This window comes from Mycobacterium interjectum (assembly GCF_900078675.2).
Taxonomy (GTDB): Bacteria; Actinomycetota; Actinomycetes; order Mycobacteriales; family Mycobacteriaceae; genus Mycobacterium; species Mycobacterium interjectum.
Genome location: NZ_LT546237.1, coordinates 2,118,026 through 2,142,032 on the forward strand (window position 1 = coordinate 2,118,026; position 24,007 = coordinate 2,142,032).

19 protein-coding genes are annotated in these 24,007 nt (G+C 64.8%); 10 read left to right on the top strand and 9 right to left on the bottom strand.

The window, feature by feature from the left end:
• From BN4348_RS44590 to BN4348_RS44645, 9 genes are all read right to left on the bottom strand, one after another.
• Window positions 1–897, bottom strand: an 897-nt coding sequence (locus BN4348_RS44590) for an MFS transporter (RefSeq protein ID WP_235852747.1), incomplete at its 3' end; no start/stop codon positions are given.
• Between the two features lie 103 nt (window positions 898–1,000).
• Complete coding sequence (locus BN4348_RS44595; protein WP_235852748.1) at window positions 1,001–1,240, bottom strand: hypothetical protein; 240 nt, start codon at window positions 1,238–1,240, stop codon at window positions 1,001–1,003.
• Window positions 1,241–1,293: 53 nt separating this feature from the next.
• On the bottom strand, window positions 1,294–2,223 hold the full coding sequence (locus BN4348_RS44600; RefSeq protein ID WP_235852749.1) for an NADP-dependent oxidoreductase: 930 nt from the start codon (window positions 2,221–2,223) through the stop codon (window positions 1,294–1,296).
• A 2-nt stretch (window positions 2,224–2,225) separates the two neighbouring features.
• Window positions 2,226–3,710: a dihydrolipoyl dehydrogenase family protein gene (locus BN4348_RS44605; protein ID WP_066913865.1), complete on the bottom strand. Its 1,485-nt coding sequence runs from the start codon at window positions 3,708–3,710 to the stop codon at window positions 2,226–2,228.
• Between the two features lie 48 nt (window positions 3,711–3,758).
• Window positions 3,759–4,295: a hypothetical protein gene (locus tag BN4348_RS61560; RefSeq protein WP_235852750.1), complete on the bottom strand. Its 537-nt coding sequence runs from the start codon at window positions 4,293–4,295 to the stop codon at window positions 3,759–3,761.
• Between the two features lie 57 nt (window positions 4,296–4,352).
• Window positions 4,353–4,787 carry a cupin domain-containing protein gene (locus tag BN4348_RS44615; protein WP_066913868.1) on the bottom strand — a complete coding sequence of 145 codons (435 nt, stop codon included), beginning with the start codon at window positions 4,785–4,787 and terminating at the stop codon, window positions 4,353–4,355.
• Between the two features lie 18 nt (window positions 4,788–4,805).
• Entirely contained in the window at window positions 4,806–5,726 is a 921-nt protein-coding gene (locus tag BN4348_RS44620; protein WP_066913870.1) for an NADP-dependent oxidoreductase, read from the bottom strand.
• A gap of 417 nt (window positions 5,727–6,143) precedes the next feature.
• The gene (locus BN4348_RS44630; protein WP_066913874.1) at window positions 6,144–7,196 is read right to left on the bottom strand and encodes an alpha/beta hydrolase; all 1,053 of its coding nucleotides are present in this window, start codon (window positions 7,194–7,196) and stop codon (window positions 6,144–6,146) included.
• A gap of 1,350 nt (window positions 7,197–8,546) precedes the next feature.
• The gene (locus BN4348_RS44645) at window positions 8,547–10,274 is read right to left on the bottom strand and encodes a sigma-54-dependent Fis family transcriptional regulator (protein WP_328589015.1); all 1,728 of its coding nucleotides are present in this window, start codon (window positions 10,272–10,274) and stop codon (window positions 8,547–8,549) included.
• Between the two features lie 342 nt (window positions 10,275–10,616).
• Here BN4348_RS44645 and BN4348_RS44650 point away from each other — a divergent pair, with 342 nt between their 5' ends.
• The 10 genes from BN4348_RS44650 (at window position 10,617) to BN4348_RS62180 (ending at window position 23,991) form a co-directional block, all read left to right on the top strand.
• Complete coding sequence (locus BN4348_RS44650; RefSeq protein WP_084454234.1) at window positions 10,617–10,829, top strand: hypothetical protein; 213 nt, start codon at window positions 10,617–10,619, stop codon at window positions 10,827–10,829.
• Window positions 10,830–11,124: 295 nt separating this feature from the next.
• Complete coding sequence (locus BN4348_RS44655) at window positions 11,125–13,845, top strand: helix-turn-helix transcriptional regulator (protein ID WP_235852891.1); 2,721 nt, start codon at window positions 11,125–11,127, stop codon at window positions 13,843–13,845.
• 1,747 nt (window positions 13,846–15,592) lie between these two features.
• The gene (locus tag BN4348_RS44660) at window positions 15,593–17,866 is read left to right on the top strand and encodes a LuxR C-terminal-related transcriptional regulator (RefSeq protein ID WP_066913884.1); all 2,274 of its coding nucleotides are present in this window, start codon (window positions 15,593–15,595) and stop codon (window positions 17,864–17,866) included.
• Window positions 17,867–17,999: 133 nt separating this feature from the next.
• Window positions 18,000–18,431, top strand: a complete 432-nt coding sequence (locus BN4348_RS44665; RefSeq protein WP_084454242.1) for a hypothetical protein — start codon at window positions 18,000–18,002, stop codon at window positions 18,429–18,431.
• Between the two features lie 127 nt (window positions 18,432–18,558).
• Window positions 18,559–18,870, top strand: coding sequence for a protein UsfY (gene usfY, locus BN4348_RS44670; RefSeq protein WP_211145726.1), 312 nt, complete (start codon window positions 18,559–18,561; stop codon window positions 18,868–18,870).
• A 363-nt stretch (window positions 18,871–19,233) separates the two neighbouring features.
• Window positions 19,234–19,773, top strand: coding sequence for a YkgB family protein (locus BN4348_RS44675; RefSeq protein ID WP_066913887.1), 540 nt, complete (start codon window positions 19,234–19,236; stop codon window positions 19,771–19,773).
• A gap of 10 nt (window positions 19,774–19,783) precedes the next feature.
• Window positions 19,784–21,022: a thiolase family protein gene (locus BN4348_RS44680; protein ID WP_066913888.1), complete on the top strand. Its 1,239-nt coding sequence runs from the start codon at window positions 19,784–19,786 to the stop codon at window positions 21,020–21,022.
• A gap of 344 nt (window positions 21,023–21,366) precedes the next feature.
• The gene (locus BN4348_RS44685; protein WP_066913890.1) at window positions 21,367–22,317 is read left to right on the top strand and encodes an SIS domain-containing protein; all 951 of its coding nucleotides are present in this window, start codon (window positions 21,367–21,369) and stop codon (window positions 22,315–22,317) included.
• The gene (gene lpdA / locus BN4348_RS44690; RefSeq protein WP_066913892.1) at window positions 22,289–23,698 is read left to right on the top strand and encodes a dihydrolipoyl dehydrogenase; all 1,410 of its coding nucleotides are present in this window, start codon (window positions 22,289–22,291) and stop codon (window positions 23,696–23,698) included. The genes BN4348_RS44685 and lpdA overlap by 29 nt, the downstream gene beginning before the upstream one ends.
• Window positions 23,659–23,991, top strand: a complete 333-nt coding sequence (locus BN4348_RS62180) for an FAD-dependent oxidoreductase (RefSeq protein ID WP_142308713.1) — start codon at window positions 23,659–23,661, stop codon at window positions 23,989–23,991. Before lpdA ends, BN4348_RS62180 begins: the two co-directional genes overlap by 40 nt.
• Window positions 23,992–24,007: the final 16 nt, after the last annotated feature.

Sequence of the window (24,007 nt, forward strand, 5' to 3'; positions counted from 1 at the left end):
GGTGGCTGAGTACCCGCCGATTTCTTGGGTGTAGAGGGCGATGGCCAGCGATCCCAGCGTCAACGCGCCGTAGACGAACGCGGTGACGAGGTTGGCGGCAGCGAAATTGCGAAAGGTAAAGAGCGACAACGGAAGCATCGGGCACCTGCTGCGGTGCTGCCAACCCACGAAGCCAGCCAGTGCGGCACTCCCGATCACCAATGGTGCGATGACCATCGGGTTGGTCCAGCCGTAGCGTTGCGATTCGATCAGCGCATATACGGTCGCGGCCAGCCCGACGGCCGATAGGGCCATCCCGACAGCATCGACGCGGGCGCCTTCGACCCGGCCCGACATCGGGCACAGCCAGAACGTCAGCGCGTACCCGACCGCCATGGGGACCGCCGACAACACGAAAATCCAACGCCAGCCTAGGAAATCGACACACATTCCGCCCAGCAGGGGGCCCAACGCGAAGGCGGTTCCCGTCCACCCGGTCCAGAGGCCGATCGCCGCGGACTGGTGCGCTTTGTCGAACACCGTGTTGATCAGCGCCAGCGAGCCCGGCACGAGAAACGCCGCACCCAGACCCTGGATGAGGCGCGCCGTGATCAGCATCGCTGGTGAGGTGGCAGCCGCCGCCAGCACCGAGCCCGCCCCGAAAGCCAACAGCCCGAACCGCATCACTGGAACGCGTCCGAACACATCCGAGATGGACCCGCCGGGGAGAATCGCGGCCGCCGTCGCCAGCAGGTAGCCGTCGATGATCCATTGCTGCAGCGCCAGGCCACCGCCGAGGTCATGCTCGATGGCCGGCAACGCCAGGTTGATCACGGTGGAGTCGAGGAACGCGACCATGGAGACCATCACCGCGACCACCATCGCGCGGCTGGTCGGTGCCGCGTCGCGCAGCGTCACTGCCGGCGTCGTTCGGCGCGTGACGATATCTGGGCGCCAGAGCCGTTGCGCGCGAAGCTGGTCAGCAGTGCGTCGGTGGGCGAGTCGACGATGGGGTAATCGCTCACGACCTCTTGCGTCCTTCCCCGTGGGCAACCGGGTCGGCGGTGAGCAACGAGATCGTCCACCACAACCAGCACCGCCGGGCTTCGTCGGTGAAGTCCTCAGGCAGGGTGCCGTCTCCGCGCAGCCCGGGTGTCCCGGAGACGAAAATCTGTGTGCCGCTGCCGGGTACGACGATAGCGTCAGCGTGCTTACCGATGGGATCGGCCACTCCCGCGCGGATCCGGGTTATGGTGGTCATCCCAAGACTCCTTGGTGGTGTGAGGGTTTTGCGGGGTGTGATCGCAAACTTCGTCAGGCGCCTTTCGTGATGACCACTCCATCGGCCTCCTGGCCAGCGACGACTCGTGCGAGGGCGGACGCGGCCTGAGCCAGACCGCAGGAACGCGGAGTCGGCATGCTCAACCGACGGGAGGCGAGTAGCGCGATCAGCCGCTCGAGTTGAGCGCCGTCGGAACGGACGTAAACCGCGGTCACGCTGATGCCGCGGGCGGATGGGGGTGGATCGGGGGTGATGGTGGCCAGCCGGCTGCCGTCGGCCAGGGCGGTCATCGCCGCCACAGCACCCCCGGGGGTGGCGTTGGCAACGGCGTCGATAGACCCCCTCGCCAACGCCGTTGCGTGTTGTGGCCACATCGGATCGCGGTAGTCGATCACTTCGCGGGCGCCATACCCACGGACCCGGTCGGCGCTGCGGGGACTTGCGGTGGCCAGCACATCGACCCCGCGCAGCGCGGCCAGCTGGACGACGAGCCCACCGGTGATTCCACCCGCGCCATGAACGAGCACCGTCTCACCAGCGTGAAGGGCCAACGCATCGGCGACCACCTGCTCGGCGGTCAACGCCGGCACCGGAAAGATCGCCGCGGTCTCCCACGAAATCCCGGGCGGCTTGTGGGCGAGCGATCCGACGGGCGCGATCAGCAGCGGCGCCCACGTGCCTTGGTCGCGCAGCGGCACCGGGTGGCACACCACCGCGTCGCCCACCCCGAATCCGCTCGAGCCGGCGCCAACGGCCTTGACGACCCCGGCGGCCTCGACGCCGAGCGCCAGCGGAGGCCTGATGCCGACGTCCCAGCCACCGTAGCGAATGATGTTGTCCCAGTTTCCTATCCCTGAACCACGAACATCGATGAGGACCTCGTCGGCCGCCAGCGGTCGCGGGTCGTCCACTTCGAACGTCTCCACTTTGCCGCCGAGCGTGCGGACCCCCGCAACCAGCATGGTCACAGTGACTCGACCGGCCAGTCGTAAGTCATTGTGGTTTCGTTTTTCCGTGATGGGGCATGGTCGGACTCCTCGGCAACCAGCAGATCCCAGACCTGATTGACCGTCGGATGTGGCGCGACGGCATGGCGCAAGAGATTGACTGGAACCTTCGCGACGATGGCCAAGGTGGCCGCCTGAACCAGTTCCGAGAACTCCGGGCCGACAAATGTCGCTCCGAGCAGTGTGTTGGTCTCGGCGTTGATGACCAATTTCGCCCACCCCTGGAAGCCATCCCTGAATAGGGCCAGGAACGAAAGTGTGCCGGGGTAACAAGCAGTTCGCGTTCTTACCGCAAACCCTGCTGCGCGGGCCTGCCTTTCCGTGCGCCCCGCACTGGCTACCTGAGGCTCAGTGAAGATGACCTGCGCAAGACTGCCGGCATCGCGGGCAGTCAACTCGTTCTCGGACAGTTCTCGCCCCGCGGCCCGGGCCGCGATGATGTCGGCCACGACACGGCCGTGGTAGGTGGAGATATGCGACAGGCGGGCGCGTCCGGTGGTATCGCCCAAGGCGTAGAGCCAGTCGCCCGCGACGCCGACCGCCTGGAGATGGTCGTCCACTGAAACGGACCCGCCGCCTGGCAAGCCAAGGGTTTCGAGTCCGATGTTGTCGGTGTTGGTGCATCGTCCTGCGGCTAGGACGATCTCGTCCACCTCGATGGTCTGGCGATGAAAAGTCGCGGTGACGGGCCCGCCCGGCACCGGGCGGGCGACCGCCGACAATTCTGTCTGAAAGTGAATCGCGACGCCTTTGCTTCGCAGTGACTGCGCGACGAGCTCGCGGGCTTCGGGTTCGCAATCACGAAGCAGGGTGTTACCGCGTACCAAAAGTGTTACCGCGGAGCCCAAACCGCTGAGGATGGTCGCGAACTCGACGCTGACCGGACCGCCACCCACCACCAGGGCGCGACGTGGCACTTGTGTCATGGTCGTCAATTCCCGGTTGGTCCACGGGCGTGCTTGTGCCAACCCCGGTATCTCCGGCACGTTGGGGTGAGTGCCGGTGGCCACGACGACCGCGTAGCGTGCCTCCAAGACGTCTTCGGTGTGATCGGCGTGCGCCACGCGCACCGTTCGTTCGCCGCTCAACCGGCCGAACCCATGAAACACTGCTACACCGGCTTGCCGCAGCGAGGCGCTTCGGTCTTGGTCCGAAAGGTGCTCGATGATCGCGTCGCGTTTCGCGAAGACGGCCGCAACGTCCAGTGCCCTGTCCGAAATAGTTTCTCGCACCCCAGGAACCGACTTCGCGAGATTGAACACCTCGATCGGGCGAAGCAGCGTTTTGCTCGGGTTGCAGCCCCAGTAATGGCACTCCCCACCGACCAGACGATTCTCAACGAGCGCTACCGAAAGGCCTACGGACGCAAGCTTCCGCACCGCGGCCACACCGCCCACCCCGCCGCCTACGACGACCACATCGAAGTCTCTGCCAACCTTCATCTACCCTCGCTTCCGACGATCGGTACGCCCAGCCGCGCTTGAATCGACTCACCCGATTGACGAAGCGCTGCGGCCGCTGCTAAATGATCGGCAACGTTGGCCGGTTGGAGCGCCATCGGCCGGCTTGCGACGGTTTCGAGTGTCCGAACTGGATAGGCCGCAAGTGGTATGCGGCGGCGATGTAGTGCCAAGTAACACGTAGGCCGCGGCTGCGCTCGATGCGGAGAAAACACTGTAGTTCAGCGGTGCTTCCACGCCGAGGGATACAGCCATCGCGGTTCCAAATATTATGAGCACCACGCAAGTCGCCGCACCGACGAGCTTTGGCCGCCATCCGGTCAGGAGCAAGACGCCCAGGGCCGATTCGGTGACGGTGGCAGCCCAAACAATGACGGTCAATAACCATCCAGAAGCAAACGGAACAAGCTGGTGGGTATAGTCGGCGAAGCCACCCATGCTCCCCCAGCTACCCTGCCCAAACGGCTTCCACCAACCGAATCGGTCGGCGACAGCGGACAGAAAGGCCGCCGCGAGTGACAGGCGTAGTGCGAAACGGACAATCCGGATCGGATCAGGGGTTGGCATGGACTCCTCCCGATGTCGAACGGTGCGAACGATTTTGCATCGCTGAGGCGCGACGGCTTAATTTCTCGCGTTGTCGTCCGTGGTGAGCGGGCCGTCTCCGGTGTCCAACAGGAAGACTGCGAGTAATTCAGCGGGTTGGGTGGCGCTGGCGTTTTCACTGATCGTGTGATGAGCACCCGGGGCTTCACGCCACGTCTCACCGGCGTGATACACGCGTGCAGGCTCACCTTCGACTTGGCTGCGGATCTCACCGGAGATCACGTACGCCATGATGAACGCCGATTTCGCGTGGTGGTGAGCTCCGCTTCTGGCTCCGGGTAAGTAGCTGACAGTGACTGCTTCAAGCGATTTGCCAGGAACATTGGTGGGTTGATTGAAAACCGTTCGGACAACTGGTTTTTGATCCGAACTCTCTGGCGTGGGCTCGGCGTGGGCGGCAGGCGCGAGCATCGCCGCAATGGCCAGCGCGGCAAGCGGTATCTTTACTGCCATCTCAGCTGCGTTCCTTTTTCAGTCTTCGGCTACGCGCAGGATTGTCTTGCCGGGGACGCGCTTGCCGGGAGCGAATGCGGCGGCAGCGTCGGCGAGTGGCAGCACGGCACCCACCATCGGTTTGATGCGTCCATCCCGTACTCGCGCGGCGAGGCCTGCGAGCTGGGTGCGATCGGCTTCCACAAGGAAGAAGATCGCCCGCCCGTCGCGCGGCTGGGTCTTTGGTGGCTCGGCAACCGTGACGAGCGTTCCGCCGGCCCGCACCAGAGCGGCCGAGCGGGCCAGGATGTCTCCGCCGATCACGTCGAACACCACGTCGACTTCGCCTGCATCCTCGAGCTTTTCGGTGTCCAAGTCGAGGAAGGTGTGGACGCCGAGCTCCCCCGCCCGGTCTCGATCGGCGGTCCGGCCGGTACCGATGACGCACGCACCGACCTCGCGGGCGAGCTGCACCGCGATCGACCCAACCCCACCCGCGGCGCCGTGGATCAGAACCGTTTGTCCGGCGGCGAGGCGGCCGTGGTCGAACAGGCCCTGCCAGGCGGCCAATCCAGAGATCGGCAGCGCCGCGGCCACAGTATGGTCGATATCCATTGGCAGCGGGGCGAGATTACGGGCTTCCACGGCGGTGTATTCCGCGAGCGAGCCGTTGCGGGCCCAGTCGGCGAGCCCGAACACCCGCTGGCCGACGCTCAAAAGGGTGGTGCCGTAGCCCAACTCAACCACGACGCCCGACAGCTCATGGCCGGGCACACTCGGCGTCCGGTCACGGCCCGCACGGTCGAGCCAAGTGTGCGGCCAGTCAAGCTCCCCGCGGGTAAAGCCCGCGGCGTGCACCCGCACGACGACGTCGTTGTCGGCCGCCTGGGGGTAGGGCAGGTCTGTCAACGACAGCCCAGCGACACCGGCGTCACGATCTGAAACAGTGATGGCTTGCATTACAGGTCCTTCCTGATGCGGTTTTACGTTGCCTGGTCAGCCGCGGGCTGCGGTTGTACGCTGACGAGCTCAAGGCCTAGATCACGGACCCGGTCGAGGAGTCCGTAAAGCTGTGACTGGTCGCGGATTTCACCGGTGAACACGCTTTCGGTCGCACCGGCCTCGAGGCGCATCCCTTCTAATGCGGACCCGAGCCGCTCGGTCAGGCGGCCTCGAATGCAGATCCGGTAAATTGTCGACTGCACTTCAGCCTCCGCTCGCCAGCTTCTGAATCAGCATTCACCGACGCGGGGTGAGTCTTCATCACCCGGCGAACTAATTCACCCGGGTGAGTGCAAAAGGATCACTCGGCGGATCGAAATGCGCGCTCTGATGGCAACGCCGGAAATCCATCTTCGAACCCGCAGGGTCCCTTTGTCATCCGGTCGCTTCGCGGATATAGCGGCCGATCTGGCGCAGTGAGCGGGTGGCTTCGGGGATCATCGGCGCGGCGATTTGGAATACGTGGATTTGGCCCGGCCATACCTGCACCTCGACCGGCACACCAGCAGTGGCCAGTCGTTGGGCAGCCAGCTGCGTATCGTGAAGCAGCACCTCGCAACCGGACACATGGATCAACATCGGCGGCAGGCCGGGTTCGATGTGATCGAGCGGCTCGTAGAGCGCGTCGGAATGCCCGTAGGCGTCGCGGTGTGCTGCGGCTCGGGTGATCAAGCCGTGAAAGGCGTCGAACGCTCTGGGAGGAAAAATCGCATCCCAGCCGACGTTGGGGTGGGTCGTTCTGTAGTGTACGGCCAGTTGCAGCAGCGGTGACATGGCCACCAGCGCGGCGGGTCGCTCACCGCACTCGAGCAGGCGTTGGGCCAGCGCTAGTGCCAGATAGCCACCGGCGGAATCGCCGGCCAGCACGATCTGATCGGGCTGATAGCCCTTTCGACGCAACCACGAGTAGCCGTCGTAGCAGTCGTCGATCGCGTCGCTGATCGAATGTTTGGGAATCTTGCGGTAGTTGGGCACCAGTACGGGGCTGTCGGCGAAACTGGACAGCAGGCTCACCAGTCGGCCGTGCGAGTAGGCGCCGCAGGTGAGGAACGCCCCGCCGTGCAGATACAACACAACCCGGCGGGTGCCGTCGGCTGGCAGCACTCCGGCGGCACGGACAAACTGCGCGGTGCAATGCGTCAGCGCGATGCCGACGCGCACCGTGCCTGCTATCGGCGAGAGGGCGCGGGCGGCGAACTCGACGGCGCCCCAGGGCCACGGCGCCGAGGGCAGGTAGCTGCCCACATTTAACGCGGGCCGGATCGTCATCCGTGCGCCCAACCAGGCGATGCGCGCGGCCATGCTCGGACCGTCCTGGATGACGTCGACGACCGCGCCCGCGCGGGGCACACATCGTCGGGCCTTCCGCGCCCCGGGCGCAGCAAGACCGGGGCACGATGAACCTGACACCGTGGCGGGTGTGCTCATGTCAGCGTTGAGACCGGCGCGAGGCTCATCGCGTGGGCCCTGCGTCGAGGACCGGCGCGCACGCCTGGCATGCGAGTCCCCCCTGCCGGTCGACGAATCTGGGTGAGTCGTTTGGTAGTTGGCGCGTACCCCGGCACGACGTGCACCGCTGTTCGGCGCCGGTCGTGACCTGGTCATCACGGCGCCGCCAGACAGCCGCGCGTCCCCGCGCCACCGCAAGGCGGCGCCGATTGTCGGCATCGGCGATCAGCCCCGCTGTGACCAGCGATCCCGCGCAGATGGCAGCGGAGACGCCGAATTCGGCGAGCTGACCATAAATCAACCTGAGGACCGCGTAATCCCCGGCTACGACAGCCAGAAACAGTAAGGCACTGCGCAGTCGGGTCATAATGCCAGCCCCTCGGGCCCGATCGGGCGCACCGCGAAGACGCTGCGCAGGTAGCCAGTGGGACGTCCGCAGGTGGCGCACGCCGGGCGGCTGCCGCATCGGGACGCCATCTGGCGTTTGTCGCCCACGTAAGTCGCCATCGCCCATTGCACAGTGGCCAGGCACCCTTGACAGAGCGTCTCGACGAGGTCGCCGTCTGGGCTTAGCCCCATCTGGTCGCATCCGTCGACGGCGTGTATCTCGGCGACCGCCACCGCTGGCGCGCCGCATGCTATGCCGCTGGACATCCCCTGGGCACTACAGATGGGCTGCAGCGCGTGAAGTTGATCCTCGATTGTCGGGACGGTGTCCACCGCGGCATCTCCTTTCCGATGCGCCCAGCGCCGGGCACAGGCGGCGGCCTCGCGCATTCGATGCAGCAGCCATGCTGCTCGCGCGCCGCCAGAGGCGCATTTAGCAGGTGATCGTTGAAATTGGCGAGGCTTCATCTGGTTTTCTCCAATTCGTGGCGATGACGTTCCGCGGCGGTCAACGCAGCCAGCCCGTCCACCGTTATCGCGACTCATTGCACGCTTTTGCGTCCCGAACACAGTGCCGGTACATGGTCGGCTCCAAGTACCGTCCGCTGCCGATGTGTTAAGCCAGCATTCATTGAGGTGGGATGAGGGGTCATCACCCGGGGAAATGATTCACCCGGGCGATTTGGCGAGTATCACGAGCAGCGACGATTGGCGCGGTACGTAACTGCCGCAAGAAGCGGGGCGTGGAGAGTCGGTTCAGATCAGAGTGCCGCAACGGGCGTACGGTTTGGCTCGCGAAGCGGTCAGCCGCTCATCGGGTTGCCGCAGTGCGGCGTGAGCGAAACCCCCCGCACTTTCGGCGTGGGAGCAAATGACGAGGGATGCGCCGCTTCGCGATGATGATTGTGGGCCAATGCTTTTGGGCCGACAAGCGTAGGGCCGTTAGGCGATGCCGTAGTCGTTTATCTTGCGGTAGATGGTCGCCCGCGACATTCCCAAGGCGCGAGCCGCCTCTTGCTTGTTGCCCCCGTTGTCTTGCAGGCTGCGGACAATCGCGTCGCGTTCGAGGGCTTCCATTTGGGTCAGCTTCCGCCGCGTGATGGAGCGACACTCCGGTGGCAACTTGTCGGCGCCGACAATGCCCGATCGTTGGCGGGCAACGGTTTCGGCCAGAACCCGCCGCAGCTGCGCGACGTTGCCCGGCCACGGCAGCCTGCTGAGTTGGCGCATCGCATCGGGAGCCAGTTCCACATCAGCGCCCCGGGTGATCTCGCGCAGCAACACCGGCACCAATTCGTTGAGGTCGTCAATCCTGTGTCGCAGCGCCGGCACTGTGACGGTATGCGTAAACAGCGGCAGCAGCTGCTTGATCGGTGCTGAAGGAGGCGCGGATCCTTTTGTCGCGGCGATCCAGCCCCGGCCTGCGCGCGTGGCCAGCATCGAGGTGATCGATTCAAGTGTGTCGTTATCGACGTCATCCACGTCGGCGATCACGACTGCGAAGTCCTCGTCGCCGGACTCAGCCGCCAGCTCGGCGACGAGACGCGTCGCGCTGGGGAACGTCTCGGCGCGCAGCACCCGAACAGTTCGGCCCGGTTTCACGTACTGCCCTACCGCCTGGGCCAGCCGCGCCCGACCGGATCCTTTCTCTCCCTCGATCATCACCCAGTGGCAGTCTCTACAGCACTGTTGCACCTGCTGGCAGCAGCGCAGCCAGGCGCCGTCGCGACCGGCAAGGCCAGGGATGTGAGTGCGCGCCGAACGGGCGATTTGAGAGCGCTGCGCGCTTGTCTGGGAGGAAAGATCAACGTGGAAAACGACATTGGTCCGGCCGCCGCGTAGCGTCGAGCGGTCGGCGGCAGTGATCTTGGCGATGTTCCCGCTTGGCAGCACAACCAGCGCAGTACCCGAGAGCGTGGAGCTGAGTAGATCCGAGGCGTGTTCCAGCAGCACGGTCTGATCGTTACCGTGAAGTGTCCGACGCAGATAGGGGTTCATCAACACCACGTCGCCACCGATAGCAAGGACTCCCGTCGAAGAGCGCCGTGCCTGCTGCAGATATGTCTCCAACAGCGCGGTCTCACCCTCATGAGCCACCACGCCCATGCGATCCTCAATTTGGTGAGCGGCGCTGGTAGCAAGAGCGAGCAACAGCGGATCGGATTCGACGGACAGACAACTCAGATTGACGACGCCGATTATTCTGCGCGTTATAGGGTCACGGATCGGCGACCCCGCGCATGCGAAACCGAACCACATCGCGACGTAGTGCTCACCGCCACGGATGAAAGCGGGCCGGCCAGTCTCCAGCGCAGTGCCAATGCCGTTGGTGCCCGCCGCCTCTTCAGCCAAGCTATAGCCCGGTGCAATGCTAGTCGTGTCGAACGCGTTGAGGACGGACACTTCTGGGGCGGTCCGTTCAACCACGACGCCATCGGTCGACGTCAGGAGAACGCCCACAGTGTGCGCAGCCAGGTCATCGGCGACCCGTTGCAGGACTGGCGCGGCTGCACGCACCAACCGCGAGCCCCTATCAGGTTCGCGCACATAGGGCAGCGTGACCCGGTCGGGATCTAGGTGCAGGAGCTGCGACCGACGCCAGGACTCCAGCACGCTTGGGGGCAAGGTCTCCGCCTCCAGGGAGCCCTCGCACAAGAACCGTTCCCTCACCCGGCGAACGTCGGTTTGGACGTCGGCCCGCAAGCTCATCGACGATGGACCTCGCTCCCCGACCCAGCGGTGCTGCAGCCGCCCTCGCAATACCTGCGTCTCAGATTGAGACGCGCAGCCAGCGCAGATTGAGACGTTCAGTATACGCCCGCGGCTGTGTCATGAATCACGTCAGCTAATACATCGGACGGATCGGACGAGTGACGGTGAGGCAGGCAACGGCACACGGTGTCGAACGCAAGGGCGGCTCCGCTGTCAGGCGATCCGACGCCGGCCATCCCGGCGCCAGCCGCCCGACGCGGCGCGACAACCACAACACGATCCAGCGATAGGCATGGAGAAATGACTATTTATCAGCTGACCGATCGCCTACACGGCCGTACCGTGCGCGTCCAAGTAGATGACATCGCGGCGACGGTCGCCTCATGGCTGGAAGAGCTGGGCGCCTGCAGTCCGTTAGTCGAGTTGCTCAGCCGAGCGGTGCGCGATGGTGACTGGGCTGCAACACACGGCATAGCCGACTATCTGTCAGTGGAAGTCCAGGTGGCAGCATGACGTCGGGAGCGGCTTCTGCCACTATGTTCCCTTGGATCATCCCCGCACACCCGGGCGCGTGAATGTGCCGGGTCGCACGCAGCAAATGGTCGAACGCGATTCACCGCAGACGGCGGGGAGGAACACGCCTAGACTGGCTACCAGCGCTAGCGGTGACGAGGACTGTGGACGACACAACGGGGAGCTCTTCCGCCCGCCTACTTCACGTCGGGGGGCGGCGGTACGCGTGAGCATCGCGAGGCCGTCCGGGAAGGTGCGCATACCGCCGATTCGTGGGCGGGCGGACGAGCTGAAGGTGGTCGGCGGGCTAGTCGAGGCGGTCGCTCAGGGGCGCGGGGGCGTACTGGTCATCGAGGGACCGCCGGGCATCGGCAAGAGCCGCTTGTTAACCGAGGTCCTGGCGCTCGCCGAGAAGGCCGATGTTCGGGCACTATTCGGCGAGGCGTTCGAGTACCAGCAGACGGTGCCGTTTTTCTCACTCTTCATGGCGACCCTGCGCGCGGATCCCCCCGTCGGCGATGCGGAGGCGTTGCGCCGGCTGGGCGGCTCGGCGGATCTCCGCTACTGGGTCGTGCACGATTTGGCCGACGCGATTTTCGCCGCGGCCGCGGAAACTCCGCTGATGATTGTGTTGGAGGACGTCCACTGGGCCGATAACGGCACGGCGCTGGCGCTGCGGTCGCTCGCCACAGTGCGCGCGGACGTTCCGGTGTTGTGGGTTTTGACCGTCCGCACCGGGGCTGGCGGGCCGGCGGTGCAGGAAACCTTGTCGGTGCTGCGCCGCGCGGACGCCACGTTCGTGCGATTGGCTGCCATGACGCCGGACGCCGTCGCCGACATGGTCTGCGACATGGTGCAGGTGAGGGCGGATGCGTCGCTGTTGGATCTTGCGGCCAAGACGCACGGAAATCCGTTTTTGGTCACCGAGCTGCTCGGGGGGCTGGGCGAGGAGGACCGGCTCAGTCTCTCCGGTGGCCGCGCGGTGGTCACCGGAGACGGGCTCCCACGGCGTTTGGGCAAAACGATGCACCATCGGCTGGACCTGCTGTCCAGCGACGCGTCAGAGGTGGTGCGGGTGGCCGCGGTATTGCCCGACCGGTTTTCGGCTGGCTTGTTGGCCGCGATGCTGGAACGATCGCCCGCGTCGTTGCTGTTCGCGCTCGAGGAGGCGGTGCGCGCGGATCTGCTTGTGGAAGATGGTGAGCAGCTGAGGTTTCGGCATGACTTGCTGCGTGAGGCCACCCGGGAGTCGTTGCCGCAGTCGCTGCGGCGGGCGATGGAGCGCCAATCGGCGTCGGTCATGCTGGGGTTGGGCGCGGCCCCGGCCGAGGTGGCCACCCAGCTCGCGCGGAGCGCAGAGCGCGGAGACAGGGAGGCGATCGACGCACTGCGCCAGGCCGCCCAATCGGTTGGCCACAACGACGCGAGCGCAGCCGCGGACTTGTGCAAGCGGGCATTAGAGCTATTGCCTGGCGATGGCGCTGAGCACGGGCCACTGGTCGCTGAAACGGTGGAGTTGCTCAACCGGGCCAGCCGCTACGGCGAAGCTGAAGAATTGGCCGTTGCGGCACTTTCGGAGGCGGCCTCGCCCGAAGAAGAGGCCGAGATCCGCCTCCGGCTCCCGACGCTCACTCAACACAGTGCCCAGCGGCGCGTGGAGGAGAATCGCCGAGCGCTTGAGTTGAGCGGCATCAGCGAGGTCACCCGGGCACGGCATTTGGCCCTATTGGCCTACAACCTGCTGTACGACCAACGCGGGAAGCACCGCGCCGCGGCCGACGAGGCTGCCGCGGCCGCGGCAGCGACCGGTGATCTCGAGGCGAGGATCGTGGCCGATGTCACCCTCGCATGTCTCGACTGTGCGGACGGGTATGCGGGTCGCGCCCTACTCCGCGTCGAAAAGGCTTGCGCGCTCGCCCGCGCGAGTGATCCGACGGCAGCCCATGGCTTGGTCGCAGCGCACCGCGCGAACCTACTAGCGGTGGTCGGCAGGTTGGACGACGCTGCGGCCCACATCGCCGACGGAACAGAGCAAGCCCGCCGGGAACGCAATGAGATGGCCCTTGATATCTGGGCCGATATCGACGCGTGGGTCCATCTCGCCGCGGGCCGGTTGTCCGCGGCTCGCGCCGTTGAATCCTCACCGCGCTCGCAGCGAACAGGTGCGACCGACCTGGATATGATCCGCATGGCGCTTCTGGCCGAAGTGGCGGTGCACACCGACGACCGAAACTTGCTGCTGCAGATGGTCGATGACGCGCGTAACGCATACCCCACCGGCGGATCGACGGTACGTCGGGCGGCGGCGCACACCCTCGCGCTGGCGGCGTGGCAGCGCGACGACGTCCATGACGCGATGCGCTGGCTCGGTGACATCACCCTGCTCGCGACACCACTCACGCCTGAGGTCTTAGATCTGGTGATCTTGGGTGCGCAGGTGGCCTCGTCCGCCGGTGATGCCGGCTTGCGCGCGCGTGTCCTGCAGGCCACCGAGGCGCTGGAGCGTGAGCTGCCACCGGTGCCGCTGTTCGCGGGAGTGGCCGGATACGCGCGCGGGATCCTCGAGCGTGACGCCCCGGCATTGGTGGCTGCCGCGGAGTTGCTTCGTTCGTCGTCGCGGCCGCTTCTTTACGCAAGTGCCGCCGAGGATGCCGGCGGCGAGCTGAGTCGCACACGGCGTGGCGCCGAGGCGCTCGACCAGCTGAACGCGGCATTCGATACCTACATCGAATGCGAAGCGATCGCCGATGCCCGCCGCGTCGGCCGTGTGCTGCGCCGGTTAGGTGTGGAGCGCCGCATCGTCACCCAGCCGCGGGCAAAAACGGGCTGGGACAGCCTCACCGACTCCGAACTCACCGTCATCAACCTCATCGCGCAAGGCGCAACCAACCGCGACGTCGCCGCCGAGTTGCATCTCTCCCCGCACACGGTGAAGACGCACGTCCACAACGCATTTGCCAAACTGGGCATTTCCTCCCGCACCCAGTTGGCGCAGCTGATGCGCGGCGCTGACTGACCGACACGTCAAGTACGCGGCGGCCCACCACTGCAATCACGCTCTAACCCCGGCTGCGCGCAATCCAATCCTGGGGTTGCTGCTGTTGCTCACTGAGCGAGAACAATCCATGCCGCCGGTTTCATGGCTGCGTTCGGCTCGGTCGTCGAATATGTTGCGGTGTTCGATTCTGCGGTCTCAGGCGATGACTCCGAAGCGTCGGCTGCTCCGGCCCCCCGCGTCGGCCTAGCGCTAAGCCCATCCGGCCCTAAACATCACTCCTCGGGCGATGGTCTTGGGCCGCCAGCACGACGACCGTGGTAGTCGACAACCAATCACGTTCTCACCAAAGCGACGGCAGAGGACCACACACCGCGCCGGTGAGCACGCAAAGGGAATGAGCGAGCAATGTTGAACGCGGCCTATGGAATTCTGGCGATGGTGCCTGTGACGTTCGGTGTCGCTGGGTACGCGATGGTGTCAAGATGACCGCCGGTCACGCCAGCCCTTTCGCCGGACCAGCAACTCCGCAAAGCCAGGTCGGCCGGAATCCTGTCCCCCGAAATGTTGTCTGGTAACAAGGCAATGACGCCACGGCCGCCATCACCGCGACGGAGACGTCGGCGAACGTCCGGCGCACGTCGACCGGTGGCCGGTAGCCGCATTGTTGCCACGACCGATGGCGTCTCACTGACTCCGTTGAAGCCGAGCGTCGTCGGCTATCTGACCGTTCGGCGGGCTGGGGCTGCGGTGATCGCGTCTCAGCCCACCGAATTCCAAGCAAGAACTCAACGTGACGGCCCCGCCGCAGCCGGCCGACCACATCAGCGCACTCGCTGACCCCATGGATCCCTCTGGATTCGCGCCGTTCCTTTCGCCGGCGACGTTCTTCTTAAACGAGAATCCTTGGCCAGCATTGACTTTGATCATGTCACTCACCGCAATCTTGCTGGCGACCTTCGCGGTCGGCCGGTGGCGGGATTCACGATCGGTCAACGACCGCGTTCGCCAAGCTCGACATCACGTCTGGCGCTCAACTGACCCAACTCATGCGCCGCGCTCGGATTAACCAGTCCGTCAAATATCAAGGCCACTAGGTATACACCGGTCCGGTCCTAAAGATCACCCGTTGGGCGATGGTGTCGGCGGTGCCGCGCTGCCAACGTAGTCATTGAGTTCTGGATCGGTGCGACCGCCGCCCCTCAACAACCGGCGCCGGAGAGCAACGGCACAGAGGAATCGAGAGAACAATGATGAGCACAGTGTTTGGAATGTTGATGATGACGCCGGTGGTGTTCGGCGTCAGTGGGTACGTCTTGGTGTCCCGACGACCATGAGAACGCCGGAGACGACGACGGGCCGCCCGGCCGGCGCCCCCCGGCGTCTCACTTTGAGACGCTCACTCACCTCATGTTGAGACGCTCGCTACGCGCGCGCCGCGGTGTGATGAGTCGCAGCAGCCAATACGTCGATGCAAAAAGAGGAGAATGCGGTGAGCGGGCACAGCGTGAGCGCGGATCATGAGAAAGCAATTGGGCTGATGGCGCTGGGACCCGCCAGCCGAAACGGGCAAGGACGGCGCGCACCTGAGGTCATTACGCAGAACGGATCTGATTCAATAGGGTCACCGCGATTGCCGGGCAGAACGAGCCCGGCCGACCCTGCAGAGAACGACTGGGATGCCAAGACGCCAGCGCCCACCCCCGAGTCGTCGACGCCGAGTTTTCCCGCTCTGCCGCTGGGTCCAACGGATTCGCGGAGGCCGGACATGACCGGCTCAGCCGGACGCAGCAACAGCGGCGTCGGAGAAGCCGCCGCGCGAGCAGTTCTGCTCGCCACCAAGCTGCACGTCCCGGCCATCGGGGCCCAACTCGTTCAGCGGACCGCCTTGCTCGACGCACTGTCGGCGGGCAGCCACTGCAAGCTGACCCTATTGAGTGCGCCGGCAGGCTGGGGCAAGACGACATTGCTGGCGCAGTGGGCCCGGGGTGCGGCCGAGGACCAGCGATTCGGCTGGCTGTCGCTTGATCCCTCCGACAACGACCCGGTGTGGTTTTGGATGTACGTGGTCGCCGCGCTGCAGAAGACCAATCCTGGGGCGGGGATTCGCGCGGTCGAACTCCTAACGATTGGCGCAGACCCACTGCAGGTCGTTCTACCGACCCTGCTCAATGAGCTGGACACGATCGTTAGCCCCACGGTGCTCATCCTCGATGACTATCACCTGGTGGTAAGTCGAGCGGTCCATGAGCAGCTTGCATTCTTTATCGGCCGGATGCCGTCGAGTCTTCACTTGGTATTGGCCACCCGATCGGATCCTTTGCTGCCGTTGGCTCGGCTACGGGCCAGCGGCGAGCTTGCCGAGATGCGCACCGACGATCTACGTTTCGGGGCTACTGAGGCGGACCACTTGCTGAATGATGTGCTCGGGCTGGACTTGGACCCCGCAGATATCCAACTGTTGCACCAACGCACCGAGGGGTGGGCTGCCGGCCTTTACCTTGCCGCACTCTCGCTTGCCGGGCGTGCTGATGCCGCCGGGTTCATCAGGACGTTCGCGGGCGATAACCGCCACATCGTCGACTACTTGATGGCCGAAGTGCTCGACGGTCAGCCACCGCACCTCCGCAGGTTCCTGCTACGTACCGCGATCTTGGGACGGCTCAGCGGTGCGCTGTGCGACGCGATGCTGCAAACGTCTGGTTCGGCGTCGGTCTTGGAGGAGATCGAACGCGAAAACCTTTTTGTGGCACCACTGGACATGTCGCGTCAGTGGTATCGGTATCACCAGCTGTTCGCAGAGTTGCTGCGCGCCGAGCTGCGTCGCACCGAGCCCGATCTGATGGCCGACCTGCACCGACGAGCCGCGGCCTGGTTCGAGACCGAGGGTCTCATCGATGAGGCGGTCCGCCACCTCGTCGCCGGCGGTGACATCGGGCGCAGTGCCAATCTGATCGCCGCGGACTGGGCCGACGAAATCAACGGGGGCGGCGTGTCGACCGTTTCCAGCTTGCTTGATCTGCTTCCCGAGGAGACCGTTCTACAGGATCCGCGGCTGAGCATGGCCCGCGCCTGGATCGCCCTGAGCGTCGGTCAACTCGACGACGCCGCCGAGTGGATCGAGGCAGTCGAGACCCGATCCGCGGGCGACGCCGCAGAGGGTGGCACCATCGGCGCTCAAGTCGTCGTGTTGCGCGCGGTTCACTCGTTCAAGACGGCTGAAGTCGCCGCGGCGCTCGAGACGGCTCGCCGGGCGATCACCCTCGATCTCGCCGAAGCGCCGCTGGGTCAATCCACCGCCTACTGCATCTACGGATCCGCGCTGTACTTTTCGGGCAGCACCCGCGAGGCGCAAGCCGCCTTCCGGCAGGCCGTAAAGCTGGCCGAGAAGGAGGGCGATCGTCGCGCCCGCAACTACGCGTTGGGCCACCTGGCGCTGATTTCAGCCGAACATGGCCAGCTCGCGGACGCCGAACGTCAGATCCGCCGGGCGTCCGGCAGCTCCCGGGACCTGGCTGATCCGGAACACCTCGTGGACGTGATGCTTGCGCTTGCCACGGCCGAACTCCTCCGTCAGCGCGGTGACGCGGCGGCGGCGGTGGCCGCCGCCGACATGGCCGTCGTGGCCGCGCGCCAAGGTGGAGCGATCCTCGAGGTGGCCAAGGCGCTGTCGGTCCGGGCGAAGATCGTCGAGCGTCTCGGCGACCACGAGACCGCCAAGGCCCTCCTCGAGGAGGTCGGCACCCTGCTGCGCGACTGCGCGGACGCCGGCCTCGCCGCGGCGCTGCTCCCTTCGGCCGAGCGGAACACAGTTGTAGCGACTTCGCGCCCGCAGGGGAGCGCGATCGGTGAGGACCTGACCCCCAAGGAGCTTGAGGTTCTTCGCCTGCTCGCCACCCGGTTATCGCGACGTGAAATCGGTCAGCGGTTATACGTTTCGCTCAATACCGTGAAGACTCACCAGCGCGCCGTGTACCGCAAGCTGGGCGTTGAGCACCGTGGGGCGGCAGTCAGCCGGGCGCGAGAACTCGGCTTGTTGTAATGCGCCTTCGCGCGCCACGCCGGTTGTGGCCGGTCACGAATCGTCGCATCTGAGAATGCTTCCCGTTAATCACCCGGGTGAGTCGCTGACCCGGGTGATGACAACTCACCCCGAGCATGGCCAGGATGTGCCTATGGCAACAACAGTTGACCACCCAGCAGACAGCGTCTCAACTCTGGCTTCGGCCGTCACAATCCTGCTGCGTGCAGTTGTGCTTCTGGCATCGTGGGCGATCGGACTATTGGTTGCGGCTTGGATCGTCCCCAGAGTTTCGCTGTCGGTACCGGGATTCATCGTCGCCGTCGCGATCTTCGCGGTAACGCAGGCGATCATGTCCTTATCCATCTTGAAGCTGCCCCATGGGTGTGCGTCGCTGCTCCTTGGGGGTACCGGCTTGGCACTGACGATCGTCGCGTTGATCATCGCGTCGGTATTGACGCACGGACTCAACATTGTCGGCATGGCATCCTGGCTGGCCACGACGCTTGTGGTGTGGCTTGTGACAACGATTGGGGCAATTGCGCTGCCCGAGCTGCGCATCCACGGCGGTGCCGGCGCGACCTGACCAGACCACATACACGCCTGTGCTGACGGATGTGCGTCGGTCGTTCGTGTCGACATTCTGCATCTCGCCCGGATCTGCGCACCGAGCGAAAGTTTTGACATCTCGTCCAACGACGGAAGGAGCGGTAATGGGAGACACGCACGACGATCCGACGGATCACTCCCGGACCACGCAACCGCACGCGGGTATCGCGATGAAGGACAACTTCTTCTGGCCGGGGTTGATCCTGCTGGTCGTTGCGACGGTCGCGCTGATCAGCGTGGCGGCAACCGCCGCCTACCGCCACTATGAATGGCTTTCCACCACGGTGCTCATCGCCCTTCTCGGCGCGGTCGCCGGAGCGCTGTGGCTCGTCACTGAGAATCGCCGCGTGACCCGCATCGATGCGCAGTGGGACGAAGCGCATCCAGGTAGTCGAACGCTTCCGCGCACTCGGTAATCACGGCCGAGCACGCCGTCGACGGTGATCTTCGGGAATGATTCTTGCGGGTGTGGGGCGTCCCTTGGGTCACAGGCGATTTCGCGCTCCTCGCCGACAGCCTCTTGCCGAGTTGAGGCTGCCGTAGTGGTGCGCCTGCGCCGACCCGATCTGTGTGCAAGATCCGTTTCGTCGTGGGCGTCTATCACCCGGGTGAATTCGGTGCGCGGATGAGGACAACTCACCCCTTGCGCACAGATGGTGGTCCTTGATCAGAGCCGCGACCGCAAACCGCCAGGGTCGGCGCCTCGAACAACTACGCCGCCAACGACGGCGAGGCGCAGCGGCCATGCGGTGAAACGACACACGCAGAACGGAGACCGCATGTCACAGAATGAGGCCACCATGTTGACCGATGGTCCAGGAAAGTCTCCAACGACCAGCATCGCGCCGCTGATCGCACGCTATGGTCTGGTCATCGTTCTGGCATGGTTCGGCGCCATGAAGTTCACTTCCTATGAATCCCATGGCATTTCACATTGGGTGGCCAATAGCCCATTGTTGAGTTGGTTCTACAACCTCATATCCATCGACGCCTTCGGTCGATTGAATGGATCAATAGAATTGATTACTGCAGCACTGCTGGCCGTCAAGCCGTGGTTCCCGAAGGCTTCCGTGGTGGGCGGCATATTCGCCTCGCTCTTCTTCGTGACCACGCTGAGTTTCATGGTCACGACCCCCGGCGTCGGCGAGGCGTCTGCTGGTGGATTTCCCGTTTTGTCCGCCGACGGGGAATTCTTGATGAAGGACATTGCGCTCATCGGCTTGGCGCTGTGGCTGCTGGCAGACGCGATCGACGCAACGCGCAGACCAGCGATGCTCGCCAAGATGGAGTTTCGGATGCAGCAGTCCGACGCGGTTTAGGTGGTCGGCGATGACTGAGGCTTATGTTTTGGGGGGTGTGCGAACCCCGTTCACCCGCTATGGCGGCACGCTGTCGGGTATTCGGGCCGATGACTTGCTGGGTATGACGATGAAGGGCGCCTGCGACCGGCTCGGTGTGCCGCTCGATGCCGTGGAAGACATCGTGGCGGGTTGCGTGAACCCTGCTCACGAAGGCATGGGCGACGTCGCCCGGTGGGCAGCGTTGGCTGCCGGATTTCCTGACACGGCGGCCGGATCCACGGTGAACAGATTCTGCGGATCGTCACTAAGCGCGGCGGTGACCATTAGCCACGCGATCAAGGCCGGCGACCTCGGACTGGGTATCGCCTGTGGAGTCGAGTCGATGTCTCGATCTGGGTGGGCACTGATGAAGGGCGACGGCGCCTTTAGTCCCCGCGGTCCGGTTCTCATGCTCGACACCATGTGGAGCGGCGCTGGAGGTCCGCCCAACCCGGTGTTGCTGGCCCGCAACGCTTACATCAGCATGATCGAGACCGCGCAGAATGTCGCGGACCGCTACGCACTGAATCGCGAGGAGATCGATGCCTTCGCGCTGCGGTCCCAGCAACACGCCAGGGCTGCCCGTGATCGAGGCCGGTTAGCCAAAGAGATTATGCCGGTGACGATCCCCGCGACGAAGAAGGTACCCGCCCGGGTGGCAGAACATGACGAGTTCATCCGCGATGACACCACCGCCGAGGCGCTGGCGGCCTTACCGGCCCAGCCCGGGACAACCCAGATGACGGCGGCCAACTCCTCACCTTTGAGTGATGGTGCCAGTGCGGTGGTCATCGCTTCCGGCGAGCGCGCCAGGGAACTCGAGGTCGAGCCGTTGGCCCGAGTGGTATCGAGCGCGGTCTATGGCATCGACCCTCTCATTATGGGCGTGGCTCCTGCATGGGCGATGCCGGCCGCGATCCGCCGGGCAGGACTTGCCCCCGAGCAGATCGACGTGTGGGAGGTGCACGAGGCGTTCAGCGCTCAGGCGCTTGGCGTGCTGCGGGAATTGCCAAACCAGCTGGGCGGTTTCGTGGTGCCCGATGACAAGCTGACGCCCAACGGTGGCGCGGTCGCGATCGGGCATCCCTTCGGGGCCACGGGAACTCGCTATTTGTTGACACTGGCGACCGAATTGCATGAACGAGGCGCCCGTTATGGCCTGATTGGGGTCTGCATCGGCTCGGGGCAGGCAGTGGCAGTAGTTTTGGAAAACGTTGGGACAGAATAGAAAAACGCCGTGTACACCGCGCGAACCGACGCCCCTCGGCGGTCTTCACCCGGGTGAATCGGTATCGGGGTGATGACATCTCACCCGGCTCGGAAGCACGCTGATAGTCGACACAACGTTGCAGGCCCTTGGCACGCGAGCGGCCGGCCCACGGGCAAGGCTGCCGTGGGCCGCCGATGGGGTGGCCGGGCACCGTGGAGAACCACAATCATGTCGAACGACCAAAGGGGCACTGACCGGTGAACCCGAGCACCGCACTGCTGCTTTGCGATAGACAGTTGCCGCGCCAGCGGCTCACAAGCCGCGTACCCGTTCGCGTCGATGCCGGGGCTCAAGCTCGATCGTTGCTCGAATTCGATCAGGCACCGATCTCGCTTGGCTTCTACCCGTTAGTCCGCGATCACCAGCGGCACGTCATCCTCACTGGTACGGGCGCATCGCACTTTGCGGCCCTACCGAGCTGGCGGCGGCTCGTTGCGGCCGGCAAGGCCGCGTCGTGGGTCGATACGGAAAATCTGTTAGAGAATCCGCAACTGGTCACCTCCGATTCGTTGCTGGTCGTCACGTCGCGGTCGGGCTCGGGCGGGCAGGTACGCGCTTTGGCCGATGGGCTCCGGACCATGAGACCAGCAGCGGTGCTGGCGATCACCGACGACCCGGCCAGTCCCCTCGCCGCGGTTGCTGACTGTGAAGTTCTGCTGCGTAGCCGGACATCGGGCAGCCCGAAGGGATTTCTGAACGCTCTGATAGTCCACGACTACGTCGCCTCGATGATTCTCAACGAAGACAATGACGATGTCTCTAGTACCGCGCCAATTGTCGCTACCACGACGTTGCCCGAGAAACTTCGCGAAGTAGCGACCCGTGTTGTGGCCCAGGAGGACTCGCGGCTAGCGTACGTCGGGCACGGCGAGCACGCTGCCGTCGCTTTATACGCGGCGCTGCTGACAAACGAGGCGACAGAGATCGCCGCCGAGGGCCTTGTCGTAGGAGAACGCCGAAGCGACCTCGTGCGGCGCGCAAACGCGAAGCTAACCGCTGTCTTTTTTGGTTCCCACCGCGGTCCTCACGCGGCTGTGGGCTCGCTGGCTGGTGACCTGTTGGCGGCGGGATCAAACGTGGTTGTCGGCGGTGGCGCCGATGTGCCCGGTTCGACCTATATCCGCTGTCACACCGGGCGCGTCGGTGCTGAAGTTGCTCGCAATGTCGTAGTCGTCGAGCACTTCGTGTCGGGTTTGGCCAAGACCAACGAGGAGGCACCGAGCGATGAGCACACCAGTCCCCCGCCACTATGACCTGGTGGTCGTGGGCGCCGGTTCGGGCGGATACGTCGCCGGCATCCGCGCGGCCCAGCTCGGCATGACCGTCGCCATCGTCGAAGAACGCTACTGGGGCGGAGTCTGCCTCAACACCGGATGCGTTCCGTCAAAAGCCTTGCTGCGCAACGCCGAGATCGCCTCCGTCCTCACCCATCAGGCAGACGAGTTCGGTATCTGCGGTGACATCAAGCTCGACTACGCGCGCGCCGTTTCACGCAGCCGTGAAGTCGCCGACGCGCGGGTCCGAGGTGTGCATTTCCTGATGCGCAAGAACAAGATCACCGAAATCGACGGCCGCGGCCGCTTCAGCGGCTCCCACACACTCGACGTACAGCTATGTGACGGCGGTATCACCAGCCTCCGCTTCGACAACGCCATCATCGCCACCGGGTCACGGGTGCGGATGCTGCCCGGCGTCACCCTCGGCGAAAACATCGTGACCTATGAGCAGCAGATCCTCGACGCAACAACACCCGAGTCCATCGTCATCATCGGCGCCGGCGGAATCGGCATGGAATTCGCGTACATCCTCAACAGCTACGGCGTCGACGTCCAAATTCTCGAATACGCCGATCGCGCACTCCCCAACGAAGACGTTGACGTCTCAAAGGAACTGACCCGTCAATACCGACGCCGCGGCATCCCAATCCAGACCAACACCCGGGTGGACTCGGTGACCGACCACGGCGACCACATCACCGTTACCCACGCTGATCGCGACGGCCACACCACCACAGTCGACGCCGCCCGTGCGTTCATCTGCATCGGATTTTGCCCCAACGTCGAAAATCTGGGCCTCGACATGGTGGGCGTGCACCTCACTGCAGGCGGGGCAATCGACATCGACGACTACATGCGCACTTCGGCTAGCCACATCTACGCGATCGGCGACGTGACCGCCAAAGTGCAACTCGCCCATGTCGCCTCGGCCCAGGGAGTCATCGCCGCCGAAACTATCGCCGGCTCCCCGACCATGCCCTTGGACTACCGCATGATGCCACGCGTTACCTTCTGCCAACCCCAAGTCGCCAGCTTCGGTTACACCGAAGACCAGGCGCGCGCCAGCGGCCGCGATATTCGTGTGGCCACGTTTCCCATGCAGGCCAGCGCCAAAGCGCACGGCCTGGGCGAACGGGCCGGCTTCATCAAAATCATCGCCGACGCTGCGCACGGCGAGCTGCTCGGAGCTCACCTCGTCGGGGCCGAAGTCAGCGAGCTACTCCCCGAACTGACCGCCGCCCAACTCTGGGACCTGACCGCCACGGAGCTCGCGCGCAACGTTCACACCCACCCCACGCTCGGCGAGGGACTACAAGAATGCTTCCACGCTCTGACCGGCCATGCCATCAACCTGTGACGCCGACAGCGAGCCGGGTTCGTGACGTCATCATCGTCGGGTCAGGACCCGCCGGCTACGCGGCGGCGATCTACGCGGCGCGAGCCGGGCTGGACACCCTTGTCATTGAAGGCAATCAGCCCGGCGGCGCCCTCTCGGCCGCCGGGCCGGTGGACAACTACCCCGGTGTCGGCCCGTTCGTTTCGGGTCCCGCGCTGGCCGACGCGATGCGGCGGCAAGCACGGCACTTCGGCGCCCAATTACGCCCCGGCTACGTCGACAGATTCGGTCTCGGGGGTCTGCTGCACGGATAGGTGACAGTTTCGGTGA